The organism is Mesorhizobium sp. G2-6-1 (genome assembly GCF_055809095.1).
The window spans coordinates 2,516,160-2,539,241 of sequence record NZ_CM147896.1 but is presented as its reverse complement, the minus strand read 5'-3'; the positions used below and the strand labels follow the sequence as shown (position 1 = coordinate 2,539,241).

The 23,082-nt window shown below is 56.5% G+C and carries 27 protein-coding genes and 2 pseudogenes; 17 read left to right on the top strand and 12 right to left on the bottom strand.

Features of this window, described 5'->3' with window-relative positions:
• Positions 1-73: 73 nt before the first annotated feature.
• The 5 genes and pseudogenes from amaB to AC0L7S_RS12225 form a co-directional block, all read right to left on the bottom strand.
• Positions 74-1,588 carry an L-piperidine-6-carboxylate dehydrogenase gene (gene amaB / locus AC0L7S_RS12245; RefSeq protein ID WP_473471236.1) on the bottom strand — a complete coding sequence of 505 codons (1,515 nt, stop codon included), beginning with the start codon at positions 1,586-1,588 and terminating at the stop codon, positions 74-76.
• A gap of 161 nt (positions 1,589-1,749) precedes the next feature.
• Positions 1,750-3,024, bottom strand: coding sequence for an RNA polymerase sigma factor (locus AC0L7S_RS12240; RefSeq protein WP_473471234.1), 1,275 nt, complete (start codon positions 3,022-3,024; stop codon positions 1,750-1,752).
• Positions 3,021-3,395 carry a YciI family protein gene (locus tag AC0L7S_RS12235; RefSeq protein WP_473471232.1) on the bottom strand — a complete coding sequence of 125 codons (375 nt, stop codon included), beginning with the start codon at positions 3,393-3,395 and terminating at the stop codon, positions 3,021-3,023. The genes AC0L7S_RS12240 and AC0L7S_RS12235 overlap by 4 nt, the downstream gene beginning before the upstream one ends.
• Before the next feature lie 95 nt (positions 3,396-3,490).
• The gene (locus AC0L7S_RS12230) at positions 3,491-4,681 is read right to left on the bottom strand and encodes an acyl-CoA dehydrogenase (protein WP_473471230.1); all 1,191 of its coding nucleotides are present in this window, start codon (positions 4,679-4,681) and stop codon (positions 3,491-3,493) included.
• Positions 4,682-4,782: 101 nt separating this feature from the next.
• Positions 4,783-5,882 (bottom strand): annotated as a pseudogene (locus tag AC0L7S_RS12225) (ABC transporter ATP-binding protein).
• Between the two features lie 456 nt (positions 5,883-6,338).
• Between AC0L7S_RS12225 and AC0L7S_RS12220 the strand changes: the two are divergent.
• Both AC0L7S_RS12220 and AC0L7S_RS12215 read left to right on the top strand, forming a co-directional pair.
• On the top strand, positions 6,339-7,013 hold the full coding sequence (locus AC0L7S_RS12220; RefSeq protein WP_473471228.1) for a helix-turn-helix transcriptional regulator: 675 nt from the start codon (positions 6,339-6,341) through the stop codon (positions 7,011-7,013).
• A 570-nt stretch (positions 7,014-7,583) separates the two neighbouring features.
• Complete coding sequence (locus AC0L7S_RS12215; protein WP_473471227.1) at positions 7,584-7,781, top strand: response regulator transcription factor; 198 nt, start codon at positions 7,584-7,586, stop codon at positions 7,779-7,781.
• Between the two features lie 5 nt (positions 7,782-7,786).
• On the opposite strand, the gene AC0L7S_RS12210 is transcribed toward AC0L7S_RS12215, so the two are convergent.
• Genes AC0L7S_RS12210 through motA form a run of 7 tightly spaced genes read right to left on the bottom strand, consistent with a single transcriptional unit; the run spans position 7,787 to position 12,686 of the window.
• Positions 7,787-8,221: a hypothetical protein gene (locus tag AC0L7S_RS12210; RefSeq protein ID WP_473471225.1), complete on the bottom strand. Its 435-nt coding sequence runs from the start codon at positions 8,219-8,221 to the stop codon at positions 7,787-7,789.
• The gene (gene flhB, locus AC0L7S_RS12205; protein ID WP_473471223.1) at positions 8,218-9,300 is read right to left on the bottom strand and encodes a flagellar biosynthesis protein FlhB; all 1,083 of its coding nucleotides are present in this window, start codon (positions 9,298-9,300) and stop codon (positions 8,218-8,220) included. Before flhB ends, AC0L7S_RS12210 begins: the two co-directional genes overlap by 4 nt.
• A gap of 15 nt (positions 9,301-9,315) precedes the next feature.
• Positions 9,316-10,332, bottom strand: a complete 1,017-nt coding sequence (locus AC0L7S_RS12200; RefSeq protein ID WP_473471221.1) for a flagellar motor switch protein FliG — start codon at positions 10,330-10,332, stop codon at positions 9,316-9,318.
• Positions 10,333-10,378: 46 nt separating this feature from the next.
• Positions 10,379-10,810, bottom strand: coding sequence for a flagellar motor switch protein FliN (fliN, locus tag AC0L7S_RS12195; RefSeq protein WP_473471219.1), 432 nt, complete (start codon positions 10,808-10,810; stop codon positions 10,379-10,381).
• A 39-nt stretch (positions 10,811-10,849) separates the two neighbouring features.
• The gene (locus tag AC0L7S_RS12190) at positions 10,850-11,395 is read right to left on the bottom strand and encodes a FliM/FliN family flagellar motor switch protein (protein ID WP_473471217.1); all 546 of its coding nucleotides are present in this window, start codon (positions 11,393-11,395) and stop codon (positions 10,850-10,852) included.
• A 29-nt stretch (positions 11,396-11,424) separates the two neighbouring features.
• Positions 11,425-11,775 carry a hypothetical protein gene (locus tag AC0L7S_RS12185; RefSeq protein WP_473471215.1) on the bottom strand — a complete coding sequence of 117 codons (351 nt, stop codon included), beginning with the start codon at positions 11,773-11,775 and terminating at the stop codon, positions 11,425-11,427.
• A 35-nt stretch (positions 11,776-11,810) separates the two neighbouring features.
• Positions 11,811-12,686, bottom strand: a complete 876-nt coding sequence (motA, locus tag AC0L7S_RS12180) for a flagellar motor stator protein MotA (protein WP_473471213.1) — start codon at positions 12,684-12,686, stop codon at positions 11,811-11,813.
• Between the two features lie 111 nt (positions 12,687-12,797).
• Between motA and AC0L7S_RS12175 the strand changes: the two genes are divergently transcribed.
• From AC0L7S_RS12175 to fliP, 15 genes and pseudogenes are all read left to right on the top strand, one after another.
• A complete protein-coding gene (locus tag AC0L7S_RS12175) occupies positions 12,798-13,604 on the top strand; it encodes a DUF1217 domain-containing protein (RefSeq protein WP_473471211.1) in 807 nt (268 codons plus the stop codon).
• A 6-nt stretch (positions 13,605-13,610) separates the two neighbouring features.
• A pseudogene (gene flgF, locus AC0L7S_RS12170) lies at positions 13,611-14,332 on the top strand (flagellar basal-body rod protein FlgF).
• A gap of 33 nt (positions 14,333-14,365) precedes the next feature.
• The gene (fliI, locus tag AC0L7S_RS12165; protein ID WP_473471210.1) at positions 14,366-15,766 is read left to right on the top strand and encodes a flagellar protein export ATPase FliI; all 1,401 of its coding nucleotides are present in this window, start codon (positions 14,366-14,368) and stop codon (positions 15,764-15,766) included.
• Entirely contained in the window at positions 15,747-16,457 is a 711-nt protein-coding gene (locus tag AC0L7S_RS12160; RefSeq protein WP_473471208.1) for a hypothetical protein, read from the top strand. Before fliI ends, AC0L7S_RS12160 begins: the two co-directional genes overlap by 20 nt.
• An 82-nt stretch (positions 16,458-16,539) precedes the next feature.
• Positions 16,540-16,920, top strand: coding sequence for a flagellar basal body rod protein FlgB (gene flgB, locus AC0L7S_RS12155; protein WP_473471206.1), 381 nt, complete (start codon positions 16,540-16,542; stop codon positions 16,918-16,920).
• 6 nt (positions 16,921-16,926) lie between these two features.
• A complete protein-coding gene (flgC, locus tag AC0L7S_RS12150; protein WP_473471205.1) occupies positions 16,927-17,343 on the top strand; it encodes a flagellar basal body rod protein FlgC in 417 nt (138 codons plus the stop codon).
• A complete protein-coding gene (gene fliE, locus AC0L7S_RS12145) occupies positions 17,343-17,672 on the top strand; it encodes a flagellar hook-basal body complex protein FliE (RefSeq protein WP_473471203.1) in 330 nt (109 codons plus the stop codon). The genes flgC and fliE overlap by 1 nt, the downstream gene beginning before the upstream one ends.
• Positions 17,673-17,683: 11 nt before the next feature.
• Positions 17,684-18,472 (top strand): flagellar basal-body rod protein FlgG, encoded by a 789-nt coding sequence (gene flgG / locus AC0L7S_RS12140; RefSeq protein WP_473471201.1) that lies wholly within the window; start codon positions 17,684-17,686, stop codon positions 18,470-18,472.
• Between the two features lie 10 nt (positions 18,473-18,482).
• Positions 18,483-18,956, top strand: coding sequence for a flagellar basal body P-ring formation chaperone FlgA (gene flgA, locus AC0L7S_RS12135; protein WP_473471199.1), 474 nt, complete (start codon positions 18,483-18,485; stop codon positions 18,954-18,956).
• Positions 18,953-19,162, top strand: coding sequence for a hypothetical protein (locus AC0L7S_RS12130; RefSeq protein ID WP_473471197.1), 210 nt, complete (start codon positions 18,953-18,955; stop codon positions 19,160-19,162). The genes flgA and AC0L7S_RS12130 overlap by 4 nt, the downstream gene beginning before the upstream one ends.
• Positions 19,132-20,190: a flagellar basal body P-ring protein FlgI gene (locus AC0L7S_RS12125; RefSeq protein WP_473474281.1), complete on the top strand. Its 1,059-nt coding sequence runs from the start codon at positions 19,132-19,134 to the stop codon at positions 20,188-20,190. The genes AC0L7S_RS12130 and AC0L7S_RS12125 overlap by 31 nt, the downstream gene beginning before the upstream one ends.
• Positions 20,191-20,199: 9 nt before the next feature.
• Entirely contained in the window at positions 20,200-20,787 is a 588-nt protein-coding gene (locus AC0L7S_RS12120) for a MotE family protein (protein WP_473471196.1), read from the top strand.
• Entirely contained in the window at positions 20,784-21,488 is a 705-nt protein-coding gene (gene flgH / locus AC0L7S_RS12115; protein WP_473471194.1) for a flagellar basal body L-ring protein FlgH, read from the top strand. Before AC0L7S_RS12120 ends, flgH begins: the two co-directional genes overlap by 4 nt.
• A gap of 24 nt (positions 21,489-21,512) precedes the next feature.
• Positions 21,513-22,004 (top strand): flagellar basal body-associated FliL family protein, encoded by a 492-nt coding sequence (locus AC0L7S_RS12110; RefSeq protein WP_473471192.1) that lies wholly within the window; start codon positions 21,513-21,515, stop codon positions 22,002-22,004.
• Positions 22,001-22,732 carry a flagellar type III secretion system pore protein FliP gene (gene fliP / locus AC0L7S_RS12105; protein ID WP_473471191.1) on the top strand — a complete coding sequence of 244 codons (732 nt, stop codon included), beginning with the start codon at positions 22,001-22,003 and terminating at the stop codon, positions 22,730-22,732. Before AC0L7S_RS12110 ends, fliP begins: the two co-directional genes overlap by 4 nt.
• Positions 22,733-23,082: the final 350 nt, after the last annotated feature.

Sequence of the window (23,082 nt, the reverse complement as noted above, 5' to 3'; positions counted from 1 at the left end):
ATATCGCAACCATTTCTTGCATTTTGACAAGGCAGCAGCGAGATTATCTCCCGCCTCTGTTCGCTATATGAGGTCAGTCGATATCGAATGACACACCCTGCGCCAAAGGCAGTTCCCTGGAGTAGTTCACGGTGTTGGTGGCGCGGCGCATATAGGCCTTCCAGGCATCCGATCCGCTTTCGCGACCGCCACCTGTTTCCTTTTCGCCGCCGAATGCTCCGCCTATTTCGGCGCCGCTAGTGCCGATATTGACGTTGGCAATACCGCAATCCGAGCCATCGGCACCAAGAAAACGCTCCGACTCTTGCAGGTCGCGCGTGAAAATCGACGACGACAGTCCGGCCCCGACCGCATTATGCAGATCAAGCACCTCGTCGAAATCCGAATACTTCATCACATAAAGGATTGGCGCGAAGGTCTCTTCGGTCACCGGCGCAACCTGCTTCGGCATTTCGACAAGTGCTGGATGGACATAATAGGCATCGGAGTGGCCATTCTCGACACGCGCGCCGCCTGTTATCCGGCCGCCGTTGCCAGTGGCTTCTTGCAGCGCCTTTTGCATGTTCTCAAAAGCCGATTTGTCGATCAACGGCCCGACAAGAGCCGAGGTTTCCAACGGATTGCCAACCGAAACGCTCTCATAAGCTTTCTTCAGCCGCGGCACGATCTGGTCATAGACGCTCTCATGCACGAACAGACGCCGAAGCGTGGTGCAGCGCTGTCCAGCGGTGCCCATCGCGCCGAAGGCGATGGCGCGCAACGCCATATCGAGATCAGCACTTGGGCACACAATACCAGCATTGTTGCCACCGAGTTCGAGCACGGCGCGGGCGAAACGCTTGGCAAGACGCGGGCCAACCTCACGCCCCATGCGCGTCGATCCGGTTGCCGACACCAGCGACACTTTCGGGTGATCGACCAATACTTCGCCAACAGCCCGGTCGCCAATCAACACATCAAGCAGCCCAGCGGGGGCATCTGCGCCCAAGCGCTTGGCCGCACGCTTGAAAATAGCCTCACAGGCAAGGGCCGTCAGCGGCGTCTTTTCCGAAGGCTTCCACACCACGGCGTCGCCGCACACCAGCGCAAGTGCCGTATTCCACGACCACACCGCGACCGGAAAATTGAAGGCCGAGATAACGCCAACAACGCCAAGCGGATGCCATGTCTCCATCATGCGATGGCCGGGACGTTCGGTGGCGATGGTGAGACCATAAAGTTGGCGCGAAAGGCCAACCGCGAAATCGCAGATATCGATCATCTCCTGCACTTCGCCCAAGCCCTCGGATGGGATTTTGCCAACTTCGATGGAGACCAGCCGGCCAAGCTCGGCCTTGTGTGCGCGCAGTTCTTCGCCAAGCAGCCGTACCAGTTCGCCACGGCGCGGCCCCGGCACCAAGCGCCATGCCCGGAAAGCCTTATGTGCTGCTTCGATGGAATTTGCCGCATCCGCTGGTGAAACAGTTTGCAAAGCCGCGATCTTTTCGCCTGTAACCGGGCTATGCACCGCCAGATCGCCACCGGTAAGAGTATCCTTGGCAACACCCAGCTTTGAAAGAAGTTCGGCAGTTTCGTTCGATATCGACATTACGTGTCCTTTTCGATTTCAGCGCCATATGGCATCGGCTTGGCGCCATGCCATATGTGCAAGCTGGATTTTGCCGTTGCTTACCTGTTTCAGCACGCATCCGCCAGCCCGGCATGGTCCAAGCCCGGCCTTGTCGATTGAACCAGAAGGCGAAATTTATCTCAGATTGCCAGCTGCCCGGAAAGGCGCATATGTGCGTCCTTTGTCAGACGATCAATATGCAGGCGAATGTGACTGGCCTCTGCGGTCGAGCCAGCCAGCGCAATGGCACGATCAAATGCAATACGCGCCTCGTCATCGCGACTCAATTGCATCAACAGACCGCCTTTCAAGCCAAAATAGTGAAAATATCCACAAAGCCTGTCTTCCAACGGTTCAATCATCGCAAGTGCGGCTTCCGGCCCGCGAACTTTCGCGACCGCAACCGCACGGTTGAGTGTCACGACAGGTGAAGGCTGCATCTGCTCCAGCGCACCGTAAAGGAGGTCGATCTCTTGCCAGTCCGTATCTTCGGCACGCAGTGCGCGCGCATGCAAAGCCGCGATTGCAGCTTGAACCTGATAGGGACCGGGGTTGCGATGGCGCAGCGCCTTGTCAACAAGCGCCAATCCCTCATCGATCATCTTCCGGTTCCAGAGGCTACGGTCCTGATCTTCCAGCAAGACGATCTCGCCAGTTCCAACGAAGCGCCCCGGTGTGCGCGCATGCTGCAACAACATGAGAGCGGTTAGCCCCATGATTTCAGCTTCGCTCTGGAACAGTCGCAGCAAGAGCCGCGACAAGCGTATGGCCTCGTCACACAATTGCGCGCGGGCACTCGCCTCGCTGCTATTGGTTGAATAACCCTCGTTAAAGATGAGGTAGATCATGGCTGCTACAGCGGCCAGCCGCTCGGACCGAGCAACTGCATCCGGCGTTTCAAACGGCAATCCCGCACCAGATATCCGTGCCTTGGCACGGGTTATGCGCTGTTCCATCGCACTTTCGCCAACCAGAAAGGCACGAGCAATCTGTTCGACGCCAAGCCCTGAGACAATGCGCAAGGCAAGCGCGATCTGTTGCGTTTGGGGCAAATCCGGATGGCAACACACGAACAACAGTCGAAGAATGTCATCCCGGTAGTGCGCTCCATCCAGCCGATCGGCAAGATCGCTTTCAGCGTCTTCGATATCCGATATCTGGTCTTCCGCCGGCAACGGGGCCTGACGGCTTCGTTTGCGCACGGCATCTATGCCGCTATTGCGGCCGACCAGGATCAACCAGGCAGCAGGATCACGCGGCGGGCCGTTTTGCGGCCAGTTCTTCAGCGCCCGTAGACAGGCATCCTGAAACGCTTCTTCGGCAGTATCGAAGTCCCGAAAATAACGCAGCAGCGCACCCATTGCCTGTGGGCGGGCGGTCGTGATCACGGTGCTGACCCAGTCCAGGTCGCTCATAAGGTTGCCTTTACCGGATTGAAAAGTCCGACAGGCCGGATTTCATAAGCCCCGCCACTGGGATTGACGTCTGAAAGTTCGCGCGCAAACTCCACCGCATCCTCCAGACTGTCGCAATCCACCGTATAAAAGCCGAGAAACTGCTCCTTGGTTTCCGCGAAAGGGCCATCGAGGACGACCGCTTCGCCTTTGACTTTTCGCAAGGTTGTCGCCGCTGTCGTTGGCAATAGACGTGCCACCGGACCAAGCTTGCCAGCCTTGGCATATTTCTCCTGCACGGCAGCGAGCTTGTCCATGACGGCATCGTCCTGAGCCTTGCTCCAGGACGTGACGACATCTTCAGAGGCATAGCAAAGAATGGCGTAAAGCATGTGAAGTCCTTCCTCCTGCACAAAGGACGAAAGACTAAAGCCGTTTCCGACATGCCGTCGACAAAAAACGCTTCGAAAGGTACGGAAAACCCGCTTTAAAAGAACGCCTGCAAACCGGTTTGCGCACGCCCGAGGATCAACGCGTGAACGTCGTGAGCGCCTTCATAGGTGTTGACGGTTTCCAGGTTCTGCGCATGGCGCATGACATGATAGCCAATCTGGATGCCATTGCCTCCATGCATATCGCGGGCCATGCGGGCAATGTCGAGCGCTTTGCCGCAATTGTTGCGCTTGATCAGAGAGATCATCTCCGGTGCCATCTTGCCCTCATCCATCAAGCGGCCAACGCGCAACGATCCCTGCAATCCCAGAGCAATTTCCGTCTGCATGTCGGCAAGCTTCTTTTGATAAAGCTGCGTACCAGCCAGCGGCTTGCCAAATTGCTTGCGATCCAGGCCATATTGCCGCGCCCGATGCCAGCAATCTTCCGCCGCGCCCATCGCACCCCACGAAATGCCGTAACGCGCCCGGTTGAGGCAGCCGAACGGCCCCTTCAGCCCGGACACATTGGGCAAGAGGGCTTCTTCGCCCACCTCGACATTCTCCATGACAATCTCACCGGTGATTGACGCCCGCAGCGACAGCTTGCCGCCGATCTTCGGTGCTGACAAACCCTTCATGCCCTTGTCGAGAATGAACCCCCGGATCTGGTTGTCATGCGCCGATGACTTGGCCCACACGACGAATACGTCGGCGATGGGTGCATTCGAAATCCACATTTTCGAGCCGGAAATGCGATAGCCCGAAGCCGTCTTTTCCGCGCGCGTCTTCATGCCACCCGGATCGGAACCGGCATCCGGCTCCGTCAGTCCGAAGCAGCCGATCCATTCGCCGCTCGCAAGCTTGGCCAGATATTTCTTGTGCTGCTCCTGCGAGCCATAGGCATGGATCGGATACATGACCAGCGACGATTGCACGCTCATCATCGAACGATAGCCGGAATCCACCCGCTCGACCTCGCGCGCCACCAGCCCATAGGTCACATATCCCGCACCCAGCCCGCCAAATTCCTCGGGAATGGTAATACCGAGCAGCCCGGCATCGCCCATCTCGCGAAAAATCGCCGGGTCGGTCTTTTCCTCCATATAGGCTTCCTCAATGCGCGGGCTGAGCTTGTCGGCGGCAAAGCTTGCCGCACCATCGCGCATCATCCGTTCATCCTCGCTCAATTGGTTTTCGAGCAGGAACGGATCGTCCCAGATGAGAGTATTCTTGTCGCCGGTCATGAAACTTGGTCTCCCAACACATCACTTTGCGTGCTTATCAACCGCACAAAGCTGGAAATCAATTGAATTTGCCTGTTTACAAGCAGCCAAGCTTCAACGCATCAATCGCTGACGACCTGCGCCGCCTGATCGTCGATCAAGATAGCGACCCTGCTCCCTCGCACAAACTCATCACGCATATCGCGACTGTTCTGACGCCTGACGACAAACGGGCTGTCGTCATCGAGACGCAAGTGAATATGCGTGTCGGTGCCAAGATACACGACCGTTTCAACCGTTCCCACAAGCGAAGCCTCGCTGTCTTGCGGGCCGATCCGGGCATGTTCCGGGCGAACGACGATCGTAACAGCTTCTTTCGCCACATACCCATCCGGCAACGAGGCCGATATCTCTGCACCAGAGGAAAGCCTGACGGTGACACCCGAATTTGCTTTGTTGAGAACGGTGCCCGTGAGAAAATTGGATTCGCCAATAAAGTCGGCAACAAAGCGCACGGCCGGCCTGTCATAGATGTCGCGCGGACTACCGACCTGCAATATCTTGCCCGCCGACATCACCGCGATGCGATCGGACATCGTCAATGCCTCTTCCTGATCGTGTGTCACGAAGATGAAGGTAATCCCCGTCTCGGCTTGCAATCGCTTCAGTTCGATCTGCATTTCCTTGCGCAATTTATAGTCCAGCGCCGATAGCGGTTCATCGAGCAGCAGAACTTTCGGTTGCGGTGCCAATGCACGGGCAAGGGCGACGCGTTGCTGTTGGCCACCGGAAATCTGGCTGGTTCGACGCGAGGCGAGGTCGTCCATACGCACCAGCTTGAGCATCTCGTCCACGCGGGCCTTTTTCTCGATCTTGGATTTGCCAAGCATTTCAAGGCCGAAGCCGATATTTTCCGCAACCGTCATATGCGGGAAAAGCGCATAGCTCTGGAATACCGTGTTAACGGGGCGCTTGAACGGCGGCAGCAAGGCAATGTCGTCGCCATAGAGCAGGATTTCCCCGACGTGGGAAAATCAAAGCCTGCGATCAAGCGCAACAACGTCGTCTTGCCGCAGCCCGACGGCCCCAATAGCGTGAAGAATTCATTCTCCTGTACAGACACGGAAATCGCATCCAACGCGGTAACCTGTGCTTCACCCGCTCCAAAAGTCTTGCGAGCCTCGCGAACCTCGATCGCCTTCCTATCCGGCATTTCCGGCACGCACATACTCCATCGCTCAATTGTTGCTGTTGCAGCACTTCACGCTCTATCGATTGTTACCATAGGCCAAACCAATTGGTAACACGAGCCTTGCTCAAGCTGCCCCGCAACGCCTCTTCCGAGTCGGGTTTGAGTCCGTTAATTAAAATTTTGTCAATTCCTATTTGATGTCGGATTCGACTGCGGCTAGATTAGACCCGAATCAGCCGGACCTTGGGGGCGAGGCAAGCAATCACAAGTCAGAAGCTGCGGATTTCTTCCGAAGCACGACGCGGTCGCTTTCGCGTTCCCCTGTGGATCTCGCCGGATCGGGCGCAAGTCTGCGCTGCGTGTGTATCTACGTAAAAGTGATGAGTAATCAAAACCGGTCGCTGACTTTCCCAGCATCGGCATGAGGATCGATTCTGAGCAAAGCATGGCATGACAGGTTCCGCAGCGCCTATTCAATCAGAAACTTTGAGCAACCGACTTGCGTCGCGTGGCGACCTGACAAGCTTTCTCATGCAGTTGACGGCAGAGATCGGCGCAGACAGCTATATGCTGGTCGCCATCACGCACAGCGAAGCCAACCATGATGCGCGCATCATTGCGTCCAACTGGATTTTCGATGCCATCGAACTCGCCGGCAAGAAACTGATAGCAACCCTTGCCCAAGGCCCCCTCACCGCCGCACCCGGAATTCGCCCGCGCTCGCTCATCACCAGTCAGGTACCTGCCAATGGCGATTTCGTCACTAGCGAGGAAACCCGCCTGCTCGACGTGCTCGGTCATGTCGAAATTTTTTCGCTGGGCATCAATGTCGGCCATCAGCGCTTCTTTGTTCTGTTCTCCGCTGATCAAGCGGGAAAAATCGATCAGGACACTCTGATGGCGGCTCAGTTGAAGTGCTGCTATGCCCTGTCACATATTCCACAATTGCTATCTCGCTCAGCCACGCTGGACCCGCTATCGGATCGTGAGCGCGAATGCCTGTTCTGGGTATCGGAGGGCAAGACCACCGACGAAGTGGCCGTGATCCTTGGCGTCTCTTCTAACACCGTCAACAGCTACATCACACACGCCATCCAGAAATTCTCGGCCAGCAATCGGCCAATGGCAATCGCCACGGCGATCAGGAGTGGAATCATCTGATGCACGCAAACGTCGAGCTGGACACAGAAAGTTCCTTCAACGAACATCACAGCCCCTTCGGGCCATTCTCGGCCCGTCCCGATACGCAGCAGCATACCGTCACCATTTCCGACGCTGTCCGCCGCTGCCATTGGATCGCCATCAACATCAACGCCACAGGCTTCGCGCTATTCTTCGCCAGTCCCTCGCCGGAAAGGGCATGTCTCGTCCCCGTTTTCGACAGCGATTATCCTGGCATTGCTCCCATCACGAAGCAGATTTCGAGCTGGCACGGCGAAGACATTGTCCATCATGCGCGTAACTCGACGCAGCCGTGCTGGTGGGCTGATGACAATGTTGGCGGCTCCGATAATGCATTTCGCGAACATTCCTGGATCGCCCCGATTGCCCCCTGGCTCCGGGCACTGCCGGCATTGCATTTCCCGTTCACGGCGAGCGCAACCAATGCGGACTGGTCGTCTTTCATGGATCGCAAATCGCTCTGCCCGAAGACGCGCTCTATGATACCCATGCCCGTTGTTTTTCATTGTTCGCTGCGGTCTCACGCATCCGGCCGGGAACGGGGGCAATATGCGCGCGATCTCGAAGCGCGAAATGGAATGCCTCAAGCTCACAGCGAACGGCTATACCAGCGAAGAAATAGCGCGTTTGCTAAAACTCTCCGTTCACACAACCAACCAATATCTCACGCAATCGGCTCAGAAACTGAATGCCGTAAGCCGCACACAGGCCGTCGCAAAAGCTCTCAGACTGGGCCTGATCGAATAGCTCGATCAACCCGTGATCGGCTCTTCCTTATAGATGCGCGCGTGATTGATGGCAGCTTCCAGCAGATCCGTATTATGTACCGGGTCTTCGTTGGGCTTTTCAAACGAAACATAGTTCACCACAACCGACGCCTCGTGTTCGCTGAGCGTAAGCTGGAAATAGACGCTCACGCCGCGCGGCCGAAGTTCGAGGTCAAGAACGATCCGAGGGTTTCCGCTCCAATCGACATGGGCCTCGCCGCCATGACCGAGCCTGAGCGTTCCCGGCATGAAAAACAGCTCGGTCGCCGAATCCACAAGATCGGAAAGACAGGCAAAATGCTCAAGCCGGATAAAGGCTATGTAATCGGCAACGTCGATCATCCGTAACTCGCCGACAACGCTTTCGATAGCGCGGGCGACAATGATCTCGCGGGTGTCTGCGTGCGGCTGCCTGTTCATGACCCCTGCCGGCGCTCGGCCTTGTTCGAGTAGACAAGCCGCACCAGTTCGGCGACGGCCTGATAGAATTGCGACGGGATCACACTATCGACCGAAACTTGCTTGTACATGGAGCGGGCAAGCGCGACGTCCTCAAAGATCGGGATATTGTGCTCCTGCGCGATTTCCCTGATTTTGAGCGCGACCAGATCTTGCCCCTTGGCAAGCACGATGGGCGCATCATCGATATCGCGCACATATTTCAAAGCGATGGAAAAGTGCGTCGGATTGGCAATGATAAGCGTCGCGCGCGGCACGTCCGCAATCATGCGTCGCCTTGCCCGGTCGCGCGCCACCGAGCGGATGCGCGATTTCACGATGGGATCGCCTTCGGATTGTTTGAACTCGTCCTTTACCTCCTGCTTGCTCATCCTCAAGTCCTGCTTCCAGTGGAAGCGTGACCAAATGATATCGGCAACGGCAATCGCCGCCATGACAAAGACGATTGCGACCAGAATGTCGACAAGTATGGAGCGCACAACCATGCCGAACTCAAATGGGTTCGTAATCATGCCAGCAAGCAATTTGCGATAGTCGCCTGACAAGGTCAGCACCAGCACGATGATGGCAAACCCTACCTTTGCCAACGCTTTCAGGAACTCTGCAATGCCTTGCGCGCCAAACAGGCGTTTCCACCCCTGGCTGATAGAAATTCGCGACAGTTGCGGCCTGATCCGCTCGCCCACGATTTGCGGTATGTTCTGGAATACGGATGAGGAAATACCAGCAATGATCAACAAGACCAGAAGGCTGACGACAGCCCGGCCGACCTCCATCATCACCCCCTTGTAGAGGGTGATCACATCGGATTCGGTATTCATGGGCCAGGCTTCCGGCTTTTCCAGAAACACGGAAAGAAAGACCGCAAGCTCGGTAATCGCATCCTTGGCGTAGAAAACCGTGAACAGGAGGATCGCGACGAACGACGCAAAGATCGCGGTTTCCTTCGAACTGGGCAATTTGCCCTTTTCGATGGTGTCACGAATTTTCTTTTCGGTCGCATCCTCGGTTTTGGAGTCTTTGTCGACGTCCTCGGCCATTGTCGATCAGAGCCCTCAGGCTGCTTCGTCGATCACGGCCCCAGGCAAGTCGAATGCCCCTTCGCGCGAGAGCCGAACGGTCGCGGAAGAAATTTCCTTGCGGGCCTGCATGATATCGGCAAGCGCAATACCTTCCGAGCCTTGCCCAAGCTCGGATTCGATCATACGCCGTGCACGCGCGCCGATGGACGACAACACCGCCTCGGTAAGCTCTGGAGGCGTACCGCGTAGCGCCAGCGTCACCAACTCGGTTGAAAGACCATCGAAAATCAGGACACGCGCTTTTTGCGTGAGCAGCGCCATATCGTCAAACGAGAATATTCTGGCTTTCACGCCGGCAAGATCGGGGGTTCCGGCTTCCTCAAGATCCTGCATCACCTCATCGAGATGGGATTTGTCCATCTCGTTGAGCACACTCGCGACACGAGCCTGACCGACAGAGGTGTCCTTTGTCGACGTCTCGTTCAACAAGTGGCTGCGAATTTGGTTTTCGACGATTTTTTCAGCACTTGCAGGGGCCGTTGCCATCGTCACCATGCGTTTCATGATCTCGCTACGCATCGACTTTTCAAACGTCAGAAGTACGTTCGCGGCGACTTGTGGAGCAAGCTTGGCCAACACCATTGCTGAAGTCTGCGGATGCTCGCCCGCGAGGAACGAACCGAGGCGCGCCGGTTCAAGTTTCTCGACCTCAGGCCAGATCGGCACAGGCGCATCCAGAACGATCTCTTCCTGCCTGCCATTCATGATAGCGCTCACCTCTTCCGGTGACAGCGACTCGCTAAGGATCGTATCCATCTTGTCGGCGGAATCGAGCAGACCAGCGCCTTCGGTAAATTCCGCTTCGAACTCCGCTACGATACGCTCCAGGTCGCTTTGCGGAATAGTTCGCAGCAACCGGGCCGCCTCGATCAGCGCCTTCAATTCCTCCTGCTTGAAGAATTTCAGCAGTCTGCTGGCTGATGGTTTGCCCATCGCCACCAAAATCGCGGCAGCTTTTTGAGGACGGTTGAGCGTCAGTGCTGTCGTCATGCCCTTCTCCCGTACTCCAGCCGCAGCGATAGCACGCCAAACATCATCATGCGCTTTTGGCCGCTGCGACAATCTCGGTCAAGCGGATACCAAAGCGTGAACTATCGCTCTCAAGCACCGTGATCTCGCCCCGGGCAATCCTGCGGCCATTGACGACCACATCCACCGGCTCGCCGATACGTGTGTTCAATGCAACGGTCGAGCCTTTCTGAAGAGTCATCAACTCCGAAACCGGCATCTCCGTAGTGCCGAGAACGATCTGCACATCAACGGGAATATCCATGATGATGTTGGTGTTTGTGGCACCCGCTTCGCGAAACGCGATATCCGGGCGTCGATCTTCTTCCTGAAGCACGCCACGCAATTCTTCAATCGCACGGTCGAGTTGCTCGTCCGGGGCATCTGCATCGACCTGAGCGTCTGCAACGTCAGGGGCCTCAGCAACATCCGGCTCGGCTTCCTCGTTGGTGTTGTCCATGGTGTCGTCTCCTAAAAATTCGTCCCGCGCGGTGCCAAATCAACCCGGCACCAGCTCGTCCAGCAGATCTTGCGTTACATCAAATGGCTGCTTGACGCGAACGGTGTAATTTTGCCCAAGCTTTCCAAATTCGCAGACGAACAGCTGCTTTCCACGAGCCGACAGTTTCGCATGGGACTGCGCCACTTCCTCGATCTCGAGCACTTGGTTTTTTTTCAGGCTGGAAAGCTGGCCAAGTGTCAATTTTTCCAGGGGCATGGTCGCTTCAAGCGTAACCGTCGAACGCATGACTTCCTCGGAAAACCGCGCGCGCCACTCAGAACCGGCATCGCCATCGGCATCATCTGCGTCGGCACCGCTACGCTGCAACAATAAAACACGCTGCGGAATAACAATCGTTACGGTTCCGGTATCGGTTGGTGTCGAAATGCCGAAAACGATGCGCACGGCAGCACCATCACGCAGCACTCGCCGCTTCGCTTCGATACCGGATATGGCGCGAGGCAGCGGCAATCGAAGTTCAAGCGAACGGTGACCCGAACCATTGAGGGCTTCAGCAACATGCTGGAAAACCAATGTCGCCACATCCGTTTCGACTTGTGACAACTCGCGCGCTATCGGCGAAACCGGTTGATCGGGGTCCCCCCGAACAGCGCGCAAACCATAACCGCGATAGCCTGCCCGTCGATAACAATCGTCATCGCGTCCGACGAGATCGGCGATGCAACAATGCTCATAGCAAAGGTTTCGCCTGCGTTCGATCGCGCGTCAGTCACACGGGCGACTTCGACCGCTTGCAAGTCAACGCTAACAGGTGCGCCCGCATCGACTGAAAGGCTCTTGTTGATCAACGGCAACGCACGCTCGGCCATCGAACGGCCCGCACCGATAACCTGTGCGGAATCGCCACTGTCGCCAACCAGACGCTCAATTACAAGAGAACGGGCCTCTGCCGGGTCGGTCATGACAACGTGGTGCTCCCCGCCTTGTTGCTCATTACTCAGGCAGCCTTCTTGTCAGCCGAGCCGGTATTCATCGTGCTTTGTTCAACGGCATCGATCGTGGGTCGGTCATGGGACGAAATCGTCTTGCGTCCGAATTCGATTGCCACCTGCGGCAACGAACCATTCATGTAGGCCAGCAGCGTTTGCTTGACGATGACATAGAGGCGGTTCTTCTTTTCACGCACTGTCTTGACCTTGGTCGCAATCGGAGCAACCACCGCATACGACATGAAGATGCCCAGAAACGTGCCGACAAGTGCCGCACCGATCAGCCCGCCAAGGATTTCGGGCGACTCATCAATGTGACCCATAGCCTTGACCACGCCAAGCACGGCGGCAACGATGCCAAGAGCTGGCAAGCCGTCTCCGACCGTCACCAGCGCATGATAGATTTTCAACTTGTCGGTACGGATCGTGTGGATTTCCTCGTCCATAAGAGCCTCGATTTCATGTGAACGCGCATTGCCGATAATGATAATGCGGCAATAGTCGCAAATGAAGCTCGTCAGATCATGGTTCTTGAGGACGGTCGGGAAAGCCTGAAAGATTGCGGATTCTTCGGGATTGTCGATGTGGGCTTCTACTTCGCTGCGTGATTTGGAACGCAGTTCACGCATCAGGCTATGCAAGACACCAAGCGTTTCCAGATAATCGAGTTCCTTCGGCACCGCCTGCTTGAAGGCTTCCATAATGCCCCGGCCCGTATCCTTCACGGTCTTCATGGGATTGGCGACGAGGAAAGTGCCAAACGCAGCGCCGCAGATGACGACGGCCTCCCAAGGCTGGAACAGAACATCAAGACGCCCGCCCATCGCCATGAAGCCGCCGAGAACACAGCCCAGCGTGACCACCAGTCCGATCAGAATGCCCACTGCCGGCCCCTTCCTTCACCATAAGAAAGCATCTGATAGCGCGTGTGCCTTGTGTGAGGCTTGAATCGAGGTCTTTTCGATTCAGCTTCGCGCAAGGATATGCGGATAATAATGCGTAATAGCTTCGACCGGAGGCGCGTTTCGTTGAACACATTTGTCAGCTACCAACTCATTGCCAAGGACCTTCCCAAGGCAATTGACCGTATTGAACAGCAGCCCGTGGTGAGCCGCGAGACCGAATATTATCTCGACAACATCACGAAGGCGAAGACGATTGATGACTTCGTCAAGGATGACCGGCTGTTCAAATACGCCATGAAGGCCTTTGGCCTGAAGGACATGGACTACGCCAAGGCATTCATGGTCAAGGCGTTGAAAGAAGGTGTGTCTGACGACGATAGCTTCGCCAACAAACTCACCGACAAGCGCTACGCTGAATTCGTGTCAGCATTCAATTTCGCCGACCGTGGTGATCTGGCGACCACCTACACATCCGCGCAACAACCCGTTGTCGACAAATATATGCGCCAGACATTGGAAGAAGATGCTGGGCAATCCAATGACGGCGTGCGCCTGGCGCTCTATTTTCAGCGCAAGGCTCCAGAATTGGACAACTGGTATCAGGTTCTTGCCGACAAGGCGCTGTCCAGCGTCGTACGCACCGCTTTCGGCCTACCTGACTCTTTTGCATCCGCCGATATCGACAAGCAGGTCAAACTCTTCGAATCCAAATTTGATATCAGCGATCTTTCCGACCCGGAGAAGCTTGGGAAGTTCATTACCCGCTTCACCAGCCTCTACGAAATCGATCACCCGACATCGACGGCACAAACCTCGATCAGCGTGCTTTTCGCGCAACCGACGTCCGTCGGTGTTTCCACCGATCTTCTCATGGCAATGCAGAAATTAAGGTTCTAGAGCATCATGCAGGACAGCCTCTATGTCGCCCTTTCCTCGCAGATCGCGCTCGAACGCCGCCTGACCACCATCGCAGATAATGTTGCCAACGCCTCGACTGTTGGCTTCCGCGCTACCGGCATCAAGTTCGAGGATGTCGTTTCTGGCACCGGCGCGAAAGCCGTGTCGTTCACCTCGACAGGCAATACCTATCTGTCAAGCGCCCACGGCGCCATAAAGCAGACCGGCAACCCGCTCGACTTCGCCATTCAGGGAGACGCCTGGTTCGCCATTGATACGCCCGCTGGAACGGTGATGACCCGTGACGGGCGGTTTTCGATGAACGAGAACGGTGAACTCATGTCGATCGAAGGACATCCGGTGCTCGATGCTGGCGGCTCACCGATACAACTCGACCCGCGCGGCGGCCCGCCCAAGGCAGGTGCCGATGGCTCGCTGCGCCAAGGAAATCAGTTGGCCGGTGCTATCGGCCTGTTCAGCTTTGATCCCGGAGCCAATTTCGTACGCTACGGCAATTCCGGCGTCGTTCCCCCAGCGATCCGCAACCGATCACCGACCGTGCCGACTCAGGTGTTGCGCAAGGCTATCTGGAAGAATCGAATGTGAACCCGGTTCTTGAAATGACCCGCCTCATCCAGGTCCAGCGCGCTTTCGAGAATATCTCGGCCATGATGCGCCAAAGCGGCTCTTCCGTCGACGAGGCGATCAAGACGCTCGGCTCGAAATAGCGACCGCGCCGGATGTCGTCAGATCACGCCCGGATGTCTTCACAAAACGCGTTAATTCGTGCAACCGAGCATGGCGCCGAGCATGTTGAAGACGCACGCTTGGCCATGCTTGAACGGATATGGCAGCGTTTTGATGACACCCACACAATATTGAAACGTGGCGGGCGTGTCACCGAAGTTGCCTCCACCCATTACACGGTAAAGGGTTTGTCCGATGTCGCCAGACTGGGCGATCTGGTCGAGCATCGCGGCCACAACGCCACGAGCCGCGGCGAGATCGTGCGGGTAGGCCGTAACGAGGTGAGCGTGGCACCCTTTGAACGCAACGCGGATGCAGGTATCGACGACGTGGTGTTTCGGCGCGGCCCGCTCACGGTCATCCCCCATTCCTCATGGCGGGGGCGAACCATAGACGCCCTGGCACGCGCCATCGACAAGGGACCGCCACTGATAAGAGGGGCTGGCGAAAACGAGGATGCAGCACCACGCGCAATGGATCGTCAGCGCGTGGATACAGGTTTCACGACCGGCGTTCGCGTCATCGACATCTTCACGCCTCTCTGTTTTGGCCAACGGCTTGGTGTTTTTGCAGGCTCCGGCGTCGGCAAATCGACATTGCTCGCCATGCTTGCCGGTGCCGACGCATTCGATACGGTCGTCGTTGCCCTGATTGGCGAGCGTGGACGCGAAGTTCGCGAATTCCTCGAAGATACGATCGGCGAAAAAAGCATGGCAAAGACCGTTGCGGTCGTAGCCACCAGCGACGAAAGCGCCATGATGCGTCGTCGCGCGCCGGATACCGCCATGCGTGTTGCCGAGCATTTCCGCGATCAGGGGCACCGCGTCCTGCTTATCCTGGATTCGATCACACGTTTTGCCCATGCATTGCGCGAAGTGGCAACAGGAACGGGCGAACCACCAGTGGCCCGCGGCTATCCGGCTTCGGTATTCACCGACCTGCCGAAATTACTCGAACGTGCGGGTCCGGGCAAAGCGGGTAGTGGATCGATCACCGCCATCATTTCAGTCCTTGTCGATGGCGACGACCATAACGATCCCGTTGCAGATTCAGTGCGTGGCATTCTTGACGGTCACGTTGTGCTCGACCGCGCGATTGCCGAACAGGGACGCTATCCGCCTATAAACCCGCTTTCATCCATATCGAGACTTGCCAACAAGGCATGGAGTAAGGAGCAACGCATCCTTGTGACGAAGTTGAAATCGATGATTTCACGATTTGAAGACACGCGCGATATCCGTCTGCTCGGCGCCTATCAAGGCGGTGCCGACCCAGAACTCGACATGGCGGTCCATCAGGTGCCTTTGATCTATGAGGCACTTGCACAAGCACCAGGCGACAGTCCGTCTCCCGATCCCTTCGCGGATCTTGCCCAGCGATTGAAGGCTCATCAGAATGCAGACACCGTTGAGTGAACGAGAGCGCACCGAGACCTTGCTGCATGACCTGCTGGCAAAGGCTACCACCGAAGACGAGGCGGAAACGGCGCGCAAATCCCTGCTATCGGGCCTGTTCTCCAAATCCGATACCAAGAGCAAACCACCGCTGGCTGGATCGGCCATGAGAACCGAATGGCCACGTCCGCCGGCTGCAAAATTTCCAAGATTGAAACAGACGGATCGGCGTAGCGATTTCGTCCTCGCCGGGCTTGGGGTAACGCTTGGGCTGATCTGCGCGCTCTTCCCCTGGTATATTTTCTTCAATCCGGATCAGTTTGGCGTACAAACCATCAAATTCGGCGGAAAAGGCGATAATTCGGGGCGGGCCGTGGTCTCTGGATCGGCAACGTCCAACATTGCGCTGGAAGCACAAGATAACCTCAGCAAGAACCTCGATCTGTTTTCGACCGGTAATATTCCCGACCCCGCCGAAGCGGCTAAGAAGCCTGTGGATGCCGGCCAGCAACCCTATCCGGCAGATAAACTCGCTTTCCGCCTCATCCTCGTTGCAAATGGCCGTGCCATGATCGAAGACGATGCCGGTCTATGGGTGGTCCAGAAAGGTTCCAAACTGCCGGACTCCAGCCACGTCGCCTCCATCGAGCGGCGCAAGGGTAACTGGGTGCTGGTTACCAGCACCGATCAGGTGGTTCCGATCTCGAAATAGCGACGATCGCAGCTTCGATATTTCGCGCAAGGCCCACGCAAGACTGACGCCCTATTCTCTGGAAACTTGCCCGGAGAGCATCATGGAGCCCGTCAACCTTTTCAACCTCGCGTCCAAGCAGTCGCAATGGCTGGCGGTCAGACAGTCGGCAATCGCTGGCAACATCGCCAACGCCAACACGCCCGGCTACACCGCCAATGACGTTGAGCCCTTCGAAAAAGTTCTGGACAGAACTGATGTATCTCTGCGCGCCACCCAAAGCGGGCATCTTGGCACGCAGGCAACCAATGCAGGATTCACGGTCAAGCCGCAGGAATATACCGGCCCTGCCCTTCCATCGAAGAATACTGTCGTGATGGAAAACGAGTTGATGAAGGCCGGCGAGGTACGCCGCTCATTCGAACTCAACACAGCCATCGTCAAGGCATTTCATTCCATGATGATGTCGGTAACGAAGGGCTGACGCGCAATGGACGCTCTTACCGCCGCTCTCAAGGTCGCCGCATCAGGCCTCAGCGTACAATCCGAGAGGTTGCGCATTGTTTCGGAGAACATGGCCAACGCTCAATCGACGGGCACCAGCGCCGGTTCCGATCCATATCGCCGCAAGACTGTCAGTTTCGCAAGTGAGCTTGACCGGGCATCAGGCGGCAATCTCGTTGAGATCAGTTCGATCGACCGTGACCCCTCAGCTTTTCCAGTCGAGTTCCAGCCCGGCAATCAGGCCGCGGACGACAAGGGTTATGTGAAGATGCCCAACGTCAACGTCCTTGTCGAAATGGCGGATATGACCCAGGCGAACCGTTCTTATGAGGCCAATCTTCAGGTCATCAAGCAAGCGCGTGATTTGATCTCCATGACAATCGACTTGATGAGGAACCAGTGATGATCGGCCCTATCGGCGCGCTTCAGTTCAATCTTCCAGTTGGTGGGTCCAGCAGCACCACAACAGGCCCACTGCAAGGCAGCGCAACACCGCCTGCCAGCGGGGGCATGACGACCTCTTTTTCACAGGCCCTGGCGCAAGCGGCCGAAAAAGGAGTTGGCACGATGGAAAATGCCGAAGCGATGTCCATCAAAGCTCTGAAAGGAAATGCCAACACGCGCGAAGTGGCCGATGCGGTCATGAACGCGCAACAAACCCTTCAGGCTGCCGTTGCCATTCGCGACAAGATCGTCAGCGCCTATCTTGATGTCACCCGTATGAGTATCTGAGGAGTCTTCTTATGAAAGCACTCGCTATCGCCGCCACCGGCATGAACGCCCAGCAGACCAATCTGGAAGTCATTGCCAACAACATCGCCAACATCAACACCACCGGTTACAAGCGCGCGCGCGCCGAATTTTCCGATCTCCTGTATCAGGTCGACCGCAGTCAAGGCGTTCCGAACCGGGCCAATTCATCAATCGTGCCCGAAGGCATATCCATCGGTCTTGGTGTCAAAACAACGGCGGTGCGCAACGTCCACACGCAAGGTTCACTGACCAACACCGGCAATAATTTCGATCTGGCCCTGACCGGCAAAGGCTGGTTCCAGATCGAAAGTGCGGATGGTGGTACACTTTACAGTCGAGCCGGCGCATTCAACACCAACGCCACAGGCCAGCTTGTCACCGTTGACGGCGCAAATGTCGTTCCCGCCATCAATGTGCCGCCAGATGCAGTTGAGGTAATCGTGAACAAGACCGGACAGGTGTTCGCCCGTGTCGAGGGTCAGGCAGATTTGCAAAACCTCGGACAATTGACGCTCGCAACCTTTGCAAACGAAGCGGGCCTGGCACCTCTTGGCGACAATCTTTTCCAGGAAACGGTTGCCTCCGGCCCCGCCAATGTCGGCGTGCCCGGTGATCCCGGATACGCCACCATAGAGCAAGGCTATCTCGAAAGCTCGAACGTCGATCCGGTCAAGGAGATTACCGAACTGATCTCGGCCCAACGCGCCTATGAGATGAATTCCAAGGTCATTCAGGCCGCCGACGAAATGGCGTCAGTGGTCTCCAAAAACCTTAGATGAATCATAGATCATGACACCCGCACGTATCTCCCGTCTCGCTTTGCGCCATATCGTGGTTGCCTTGGCCTTGTTTGCCGGCTCCGCTGGCGCATTGGCGCAAGAGGTCGTGCTCATTCCCAATCGCGTCATTTATCCGGGCGAAACCATTTCCATCGGCCTGCTCAAGCAGGTCACGCTTGTTCCGGGCAAGCGCAAGCCGAATGCCGTCGCCACCAAAATCGACCAGCTCGACGGAAAGGTTGCAAAACGAACATTGGTACCGGGTCGCTACATTCCCGACAGCGCCATCCGTGACGCATGGCTGGTGGTGCAGGGAGCTTCGGTCGAAGTCTATTTCGTTGCCGGCGGGCTAACCATTTCGACAACCGCCGTGAGCCTTCAAGCGGGTGCAGCCGGCGATCTGGTGAAGGTTCGCAACGTCGACAGCGGCAAGGTATTCTCCGGCACAGTGATGGCAGACGGCACCATCAGGGTCGGCGCATGAAGCGCGGTCTGGTCTTTGCAATAGTTGCAGCGCTGTGCATGCAGCCTGCGCTGGCCGATGGCCTCACCGCCAAGGCGAAGCGCGAACTTGCCGCCAAAAACGGCGGCGTCAGCGACATCGATTATGATTCGGCCACTGCTGCGCGCATGTTTGAAGTTGCAGCGGCTCCCAGTTCATTGCCCCCGGTCAGGTTGCTTCGCGCATAAAGGACATCGCGCAATTGCAAAGCGCACGCGATAACCAGCTTGTCGGCTATGGCCTTGTTATTGGGCTAGCCGGCACGGGCGACAGTCTGCGCAACTCACCTTTCACCGAGCAGTCGATCCGCGCCATGCTTGAAAATCTTGGAATTGCCACGCAAGGCGGCAGCGCTCGCGCCAAGAATGTCGCTGCCGTTATCGTCACCGCGAACATGCCGCCATTCGTACAGTCAGGCGCACGCATCGACATTACCGTCTCATCTCTGGGCGACGCGTCTTCGCTGACAGGTGGCACGCTCATCATGACACCGTTAAAGGCCGCCAACGGCGAAATCTACGCGGTCGGCCAGGGCCAGGTCATCGTTTCCGGCTTCACAGCCCAAGGTCAGGCTGAACAGGTAACGCAGGGTGTTCCGACATCCGGGCGTGTGCCCAATGGCGCTATTGTCGAACGCGCCGTCGAGGCAGCTTTCGGCGATCAAACCCATCTTACCTTGCAACTGCGCAATCCTGATTTTTCCACCGCGGTGCGCATAGCCGATGCCATCAACGCCTATACGAAGCGACGCTTTGGCAAGCGCCTGGCCGCCGAGCGGGATGCGAGAACGGTTGCGATCAAGAAGCCGAAAGGTATTTCATCTGCTCGCTTCGTTGCGGAACTTGAAAACCTGATAGTCGAATCCGACACGCCTGCCCGTGTCGTCATTGACGAACGCACCGGCACCATCGTCATCGGCAATCAGGTCAAGATATCTCGTGTAGCCATCAGTCACGGTACGCTGACAGTGCGCATAACCGAAGCTCCGCGCATTGTACAACCAGAGCCCTTCTCTGACGGTGTAACTGCCGTTGAACCCAACACGGCAGTTGATGTCAAACAGCCTGATGCACGCGTTGCCGTGCTGGATGGGTCTGACTTGGAAACGCTCGTTTCAGGTCTCAATCGCCTCGGAGTCAAACCCGATGGCATTATCGCAATCCTTCAAGGCATCAAGTCGGCTGGCGCGCTCCAGGCCGATTTGGTCCTCCAATAGGTTAGAGCGATGGAAAAGCGTCTATTTAACTGGAATATGAAATCGGCAGCGCTCGGGCTTTCTGTCGCATGCGCCCTGCCTCTGTTGCTTGCAACATTTGGACCGGCTCGTGCAGAGACAATCAGGCAGGTCTTGCCAGGCGCCCCGGCCGCAACCAAACCACAGAAACTGGCAAAGAAGACAGCACCCTCAGCAAGCGATGAAAGCGAGGTTCAGCGGTTTTGTTCCAATATTGCCGATGCAGCGCGCGACCGGCGCTATACCTTGCAGGCGGCTGAACTGAAACAACTGCAAAACGAAGTCGACAAGCGCATCAAGGCGCTCGAAGAAAAACGCGACGAATACGAAACCTGGCTAAAACGGCGAGAAGTGTTTCTGGCGCGCGCAGAAGAAGGCGTGGTCGATATCTATGCCGATATGAAACCCGACGCGGCAGCAGCACGGCTGGCCATTGTCGATTCCAATCTCGCCGCTGCAATTTTAATGAAGCTCGATTCACGCAAGGCCGGTGTCATCCTCAACGAAATGGATGAAAAGGCCGCAGCCAAGCTTACCGTCATCATGGCAAGTGCCGCCCGCAGGACAGATCCCTCATGATCCGCAACGCCATGACCATATGTGCAATCGCGCTGCTTTCAGGTTGCGCCAGCGACCTGCGCGAAGTTGGCAAGGAACCGGCATTGTCGCCCGTAGGTTCCGGCATAGAGCAAGGAAGCAGCTCGGTTTACCAATATCCCGAAGCCCCCGCGAAGCCGGTCAAGAAATTCTCGCTATGGAACGACCAGCAAAGCCGCCTCTTTACCGATCCGCGTGCACTTCACACGGGCGATATCCTTACCGTCAACATCAAGATCAACGACAAGGCTCGCTTCAAGAACCAGAATGACCGCAGCCGCACGGCAAGTCGCTCGCTGGGATATGACGCCAAAGTCGGCTGGGAATCTGCCTCCACCGGTGGAAGCGGCGACGGCAGCCTCAAATCGAAAACCGAAACCAATGCCGATGGTGCGACCGAGCGTTCAGAAACCATCGATCTCAATGTCGCCGCGGTCGTTACCGACGTCCTGCCCAATGGCAATCTGATGATCAAGGGATCGCAGGAAGTACGGGTAAACGCTGAACTTCGCGTTTTGAATATTGCGGGAATCGTGCGCCCGTCTGACATCGGCGCGGAGAATACCATCTCATACGAACGCATCGCTGAAGCCCGCATTTCATATGGCGGCCGTGGCCGCATCACCGAGATCCAGCAGCCGGCCTATGGCCAGCAAATACTGGATCAAGTTCTACCATTTTAAGAGATGGCACGAGGAAGCGCTGCCGTGGCGAATACTGAAGAGGTTCCCGCACCGAAAGGACCGTCGGCAATCGTCCAGATTGCCATGCTTCTTGGCATGACCGGCGCCGCGCTCGGTATCGGCTGGGTTTCAGGCACCTATTTGAAGAATTCGGAAATACCCGCAAAAGCAGCATCGACACATGGTGAGAAGGACGCTCAATCGGGTGAACCTGCAGAGACAGCGGACGCGAAACCGACACTGGTTGAACTTGCCCCGATCACCACCAACCTCGCCGCGCCAACCGAAGTATGGGTTCGCATGGATGCCTCGCTCCTGCTCGACGAACCCCAGCCAACCGAGGTGATAGAAGCTGTCCATCAGGATTTGCTGGCGATGTTGCGAACCGTAAAAATGCACCAGATCGAAGGTGCCAGCGGCTATCTCCATTTGAAGGCCGACCTTAAAGAGCGCGCCGCGATCCGCAGCGACGGGCACGTCAAGGACGTCCTTATAAGGACCCTATTGTTCGAATGAGAACACTGATTACCGCATTCGCCATTATTCTTGCGACGCTAACGACGGCTGCTGCCCAGCAGATCGATCTTAGCGGCATTGGTCAGTTCAATGGCACCACTGTTGGCTACATCATCCAGATGTTTGGCCTGCTCACTGTCTTGTCCGTGGCACCTGGCCTGCTCATCATGGTGACGAGCTTCACCCGGTTTGTCATCGCATTCTCGATTCTGCGCGCCGGAATTGGCCTTCAGTCCACACCGGCCAATATGATCCTTATTTCGCTTTCCCTGTTCATGACATTCTACGTCATGGCACCAACCTTCGATCAGGCATGGAATGGCGGCGTCAAGCCGTTAATGGCTAACGAGATCAGCCAGAGCGAAGCGCTGGATAAAATATCTAATCCATTTCGCACATTCATGCTGCGAAACGTCCGCGACAAGGATTTCGACCTGTTTGCCGACCTCGCCCGCGAGCGTGGGCAAACGGTAGCAAGAGACGCGGTGGATTTACGCATCCTCGTCCCCGCCTTCATGATCTCCGAAATACGCCGTGGTTTCGAGATCGGCTTTCTCATCGTATTGCCTTTCCTCGTCATCGACCTGATCGTGGCGACCATCACCATGGCCATGGGTATGATGATGCTACCGCCGACAGTCGTCTCGCTGCCATTCAAGATCATGTTTTTCGTATTGATCGACGGATGGAACCTGCTCGTCGGCAGTCTGGTGCGATCCTTCAACTGATCGCAACAAGGCAGTCAGCTTATGAGCGGGATGAGGAAAAGTGGATACCGGTTTTCCGCCCGCATCCCGCTCCAACTTATTGGAATCGATCACGTTCATGATTTTAGATCGATTCGATCCTAAATCATCGTGATCTAGCCCGTCACTCTGCCGGGGGCGCTGGTTATGCGCTTACGATGAAAAAACCATTCATTAACCATACCGCTTATGCATTTTGTAGTGAGTGACTGTCATAGTCGCTTCAGATGGCGGGTGATTGAGTTTTCAAGATCACGGGCATGATGCCGCACCGTCATACCGGACAGGCCGGTATGTCATAAAAATAATTGTAAAAACAAGGTACGTGTATC

Bases quoted from the DNA above. Each gene is read 5' to 3' on its own strand.
- amaB (WP_473471236.1), bottom strand. From the start codon at position 1,588: ATGTCGATATCGAACGAAACTGCCGAACTTCTTTCAAAGCTGGGTGTT.
- AC0L7S_RS12240 (WP_473471234.1), bottom strand. From the start codon at position 3,024: ATGAGCGACCTGGACTGGGTCAGCACCGTGATCACGACCGCCCGCCCA.
- AC0L7S_RS12235 (WP_473471232.1), bottom strand. From the start codon at position 3,395: ATGCTTTACGCCATTCTTTGCTATGCCTCTGAAGATGTCGTCACGTCC.
- AC0L7S_RS12230 (WP_473471230.1), bottom strand. From the start codon at position 4,681: ATGACCGGCGACAAGAATACTCTCATCTGGGACGATCCGTTCCTGCTC.
- AC0L7S_RS12215 (WP_473471227.1), top strand. From the start codon at position 7,584: ATGCGCGCGATCTCGAAGCGCGAAATGGAATGCCTCAAGCTCACAGCG.
- AC0L7S_RS12210 (WP_473471225.1), bottom strand. From the start codon at position 8,221: ATGAACAGGCAGCCGCACGCAGACACCCGCGAGATCATTGTCGCCCGC.
- flhB (WP_473471223.1), bottom strand. From the start codon at position 9,300: ATGGCCGAGGACGTCGACAAAGACTCCAAAACCGAGGATGCGACCGAA.
- AC0L7S_RS12200 (WP_473471221.1), bottom strand. From the start codon at position 10,332: ATGACGACAGCACTGACGCTCAACCGTCCTCAAAAAGCTGCCGCGATT.
- fliN (WP_473471219.1), bottom strand. From the start codon at position 10,810: ATGGACAACACCAACGAGGAAGCCGAGCCGGATGTTGCTGAGGCCCCT.
- AC0L7S_RS12185 (WP_473471215.1), bottom strand. From the start codon at position 11,775: ATGACCGACCCGGCAGAGGCCCGTTCTCTTGTAATTGAGCGTCTGGTT.
- AC0L7S_RS12175 (WP_473471211.1), top strand. From the start codon at position 12,798: ATGCGTAATAGCTTCGACCGGAGGCGCGTTTCGTTGAACACATTTGTC.
- fliI (WP_473471210.1), top strand. From the start codon at position 14,366: ATGTCTTCACAAAACGCGTTAATTCGTGCAACCGAGCATGGCGCCGAG.
- AC0L7S_RS12160 (WP_473471208.1), top strand. From the start codon at position 15,747: ATGCAGACACCGTTGAGTGAACGAGAGCGCACCGAGACCTTGCTGCAT.
- flgB (WP_473471206.1), top strand. From the start codon at position 16,540: ATGGAGCCCGTCAACCTTTTCAACCTCGCGTCCAAGCAGTCGCAATGG.
- flgC (WP_473471205.1), top strand. From the start codon at position 16,927: ATGGACGCTCTTACCGCCGCTCTCAAGGTCGCCGCATCAGGCCTCAGC.
- fliE (WP_473471203.1), top strand. From the start codon at position 17,343: ATGATCGGCCCTATCGGCGCGCTTCAGTTCAATCTTCCAGTTGGTGGG.
- flgG (WP_473471201.1), top strand. From the start codon at position 17,684: ATGAAAGCACTCGCTATCGCCGCCACCGGCATGAACGCCCAGCAGACC.
- flgA (WP_473471199.1), top strand. From the start codon at position 18,483: ATGACACCCGCACGTATCTCCCGTCTCGCTTTGCGCCATATCGTGGTT.
- AC0L7S_RS12130 (WP_473471197.1), top strand. From the start codon at position 18,953: ATGAAGCGCGGTCTGGTCTTTGCAATAGTTGCAGCGCTGTGCATGCAG.
- AC0L7S_RS12120 (WP_473471196.1), top strand. From the start codon at position 20,200: ATGGAAAAGCGTCTATTTAACTGGAATATGAAATCGGCAGCGCTCGGG.
- flgH (WP_473471194.1), top strand. From the start codon at position 20,784: ATGATCCGCAACGCCATGACCATATGTGCAATCGCGCTGCTTTCAGGT.
- fliP (WP_473471191.1), top strand. From the start codon at position 22,001: ATGAGAACACTGATTACCGCATTCGCCATTATTCTTGCGACGCTAACG.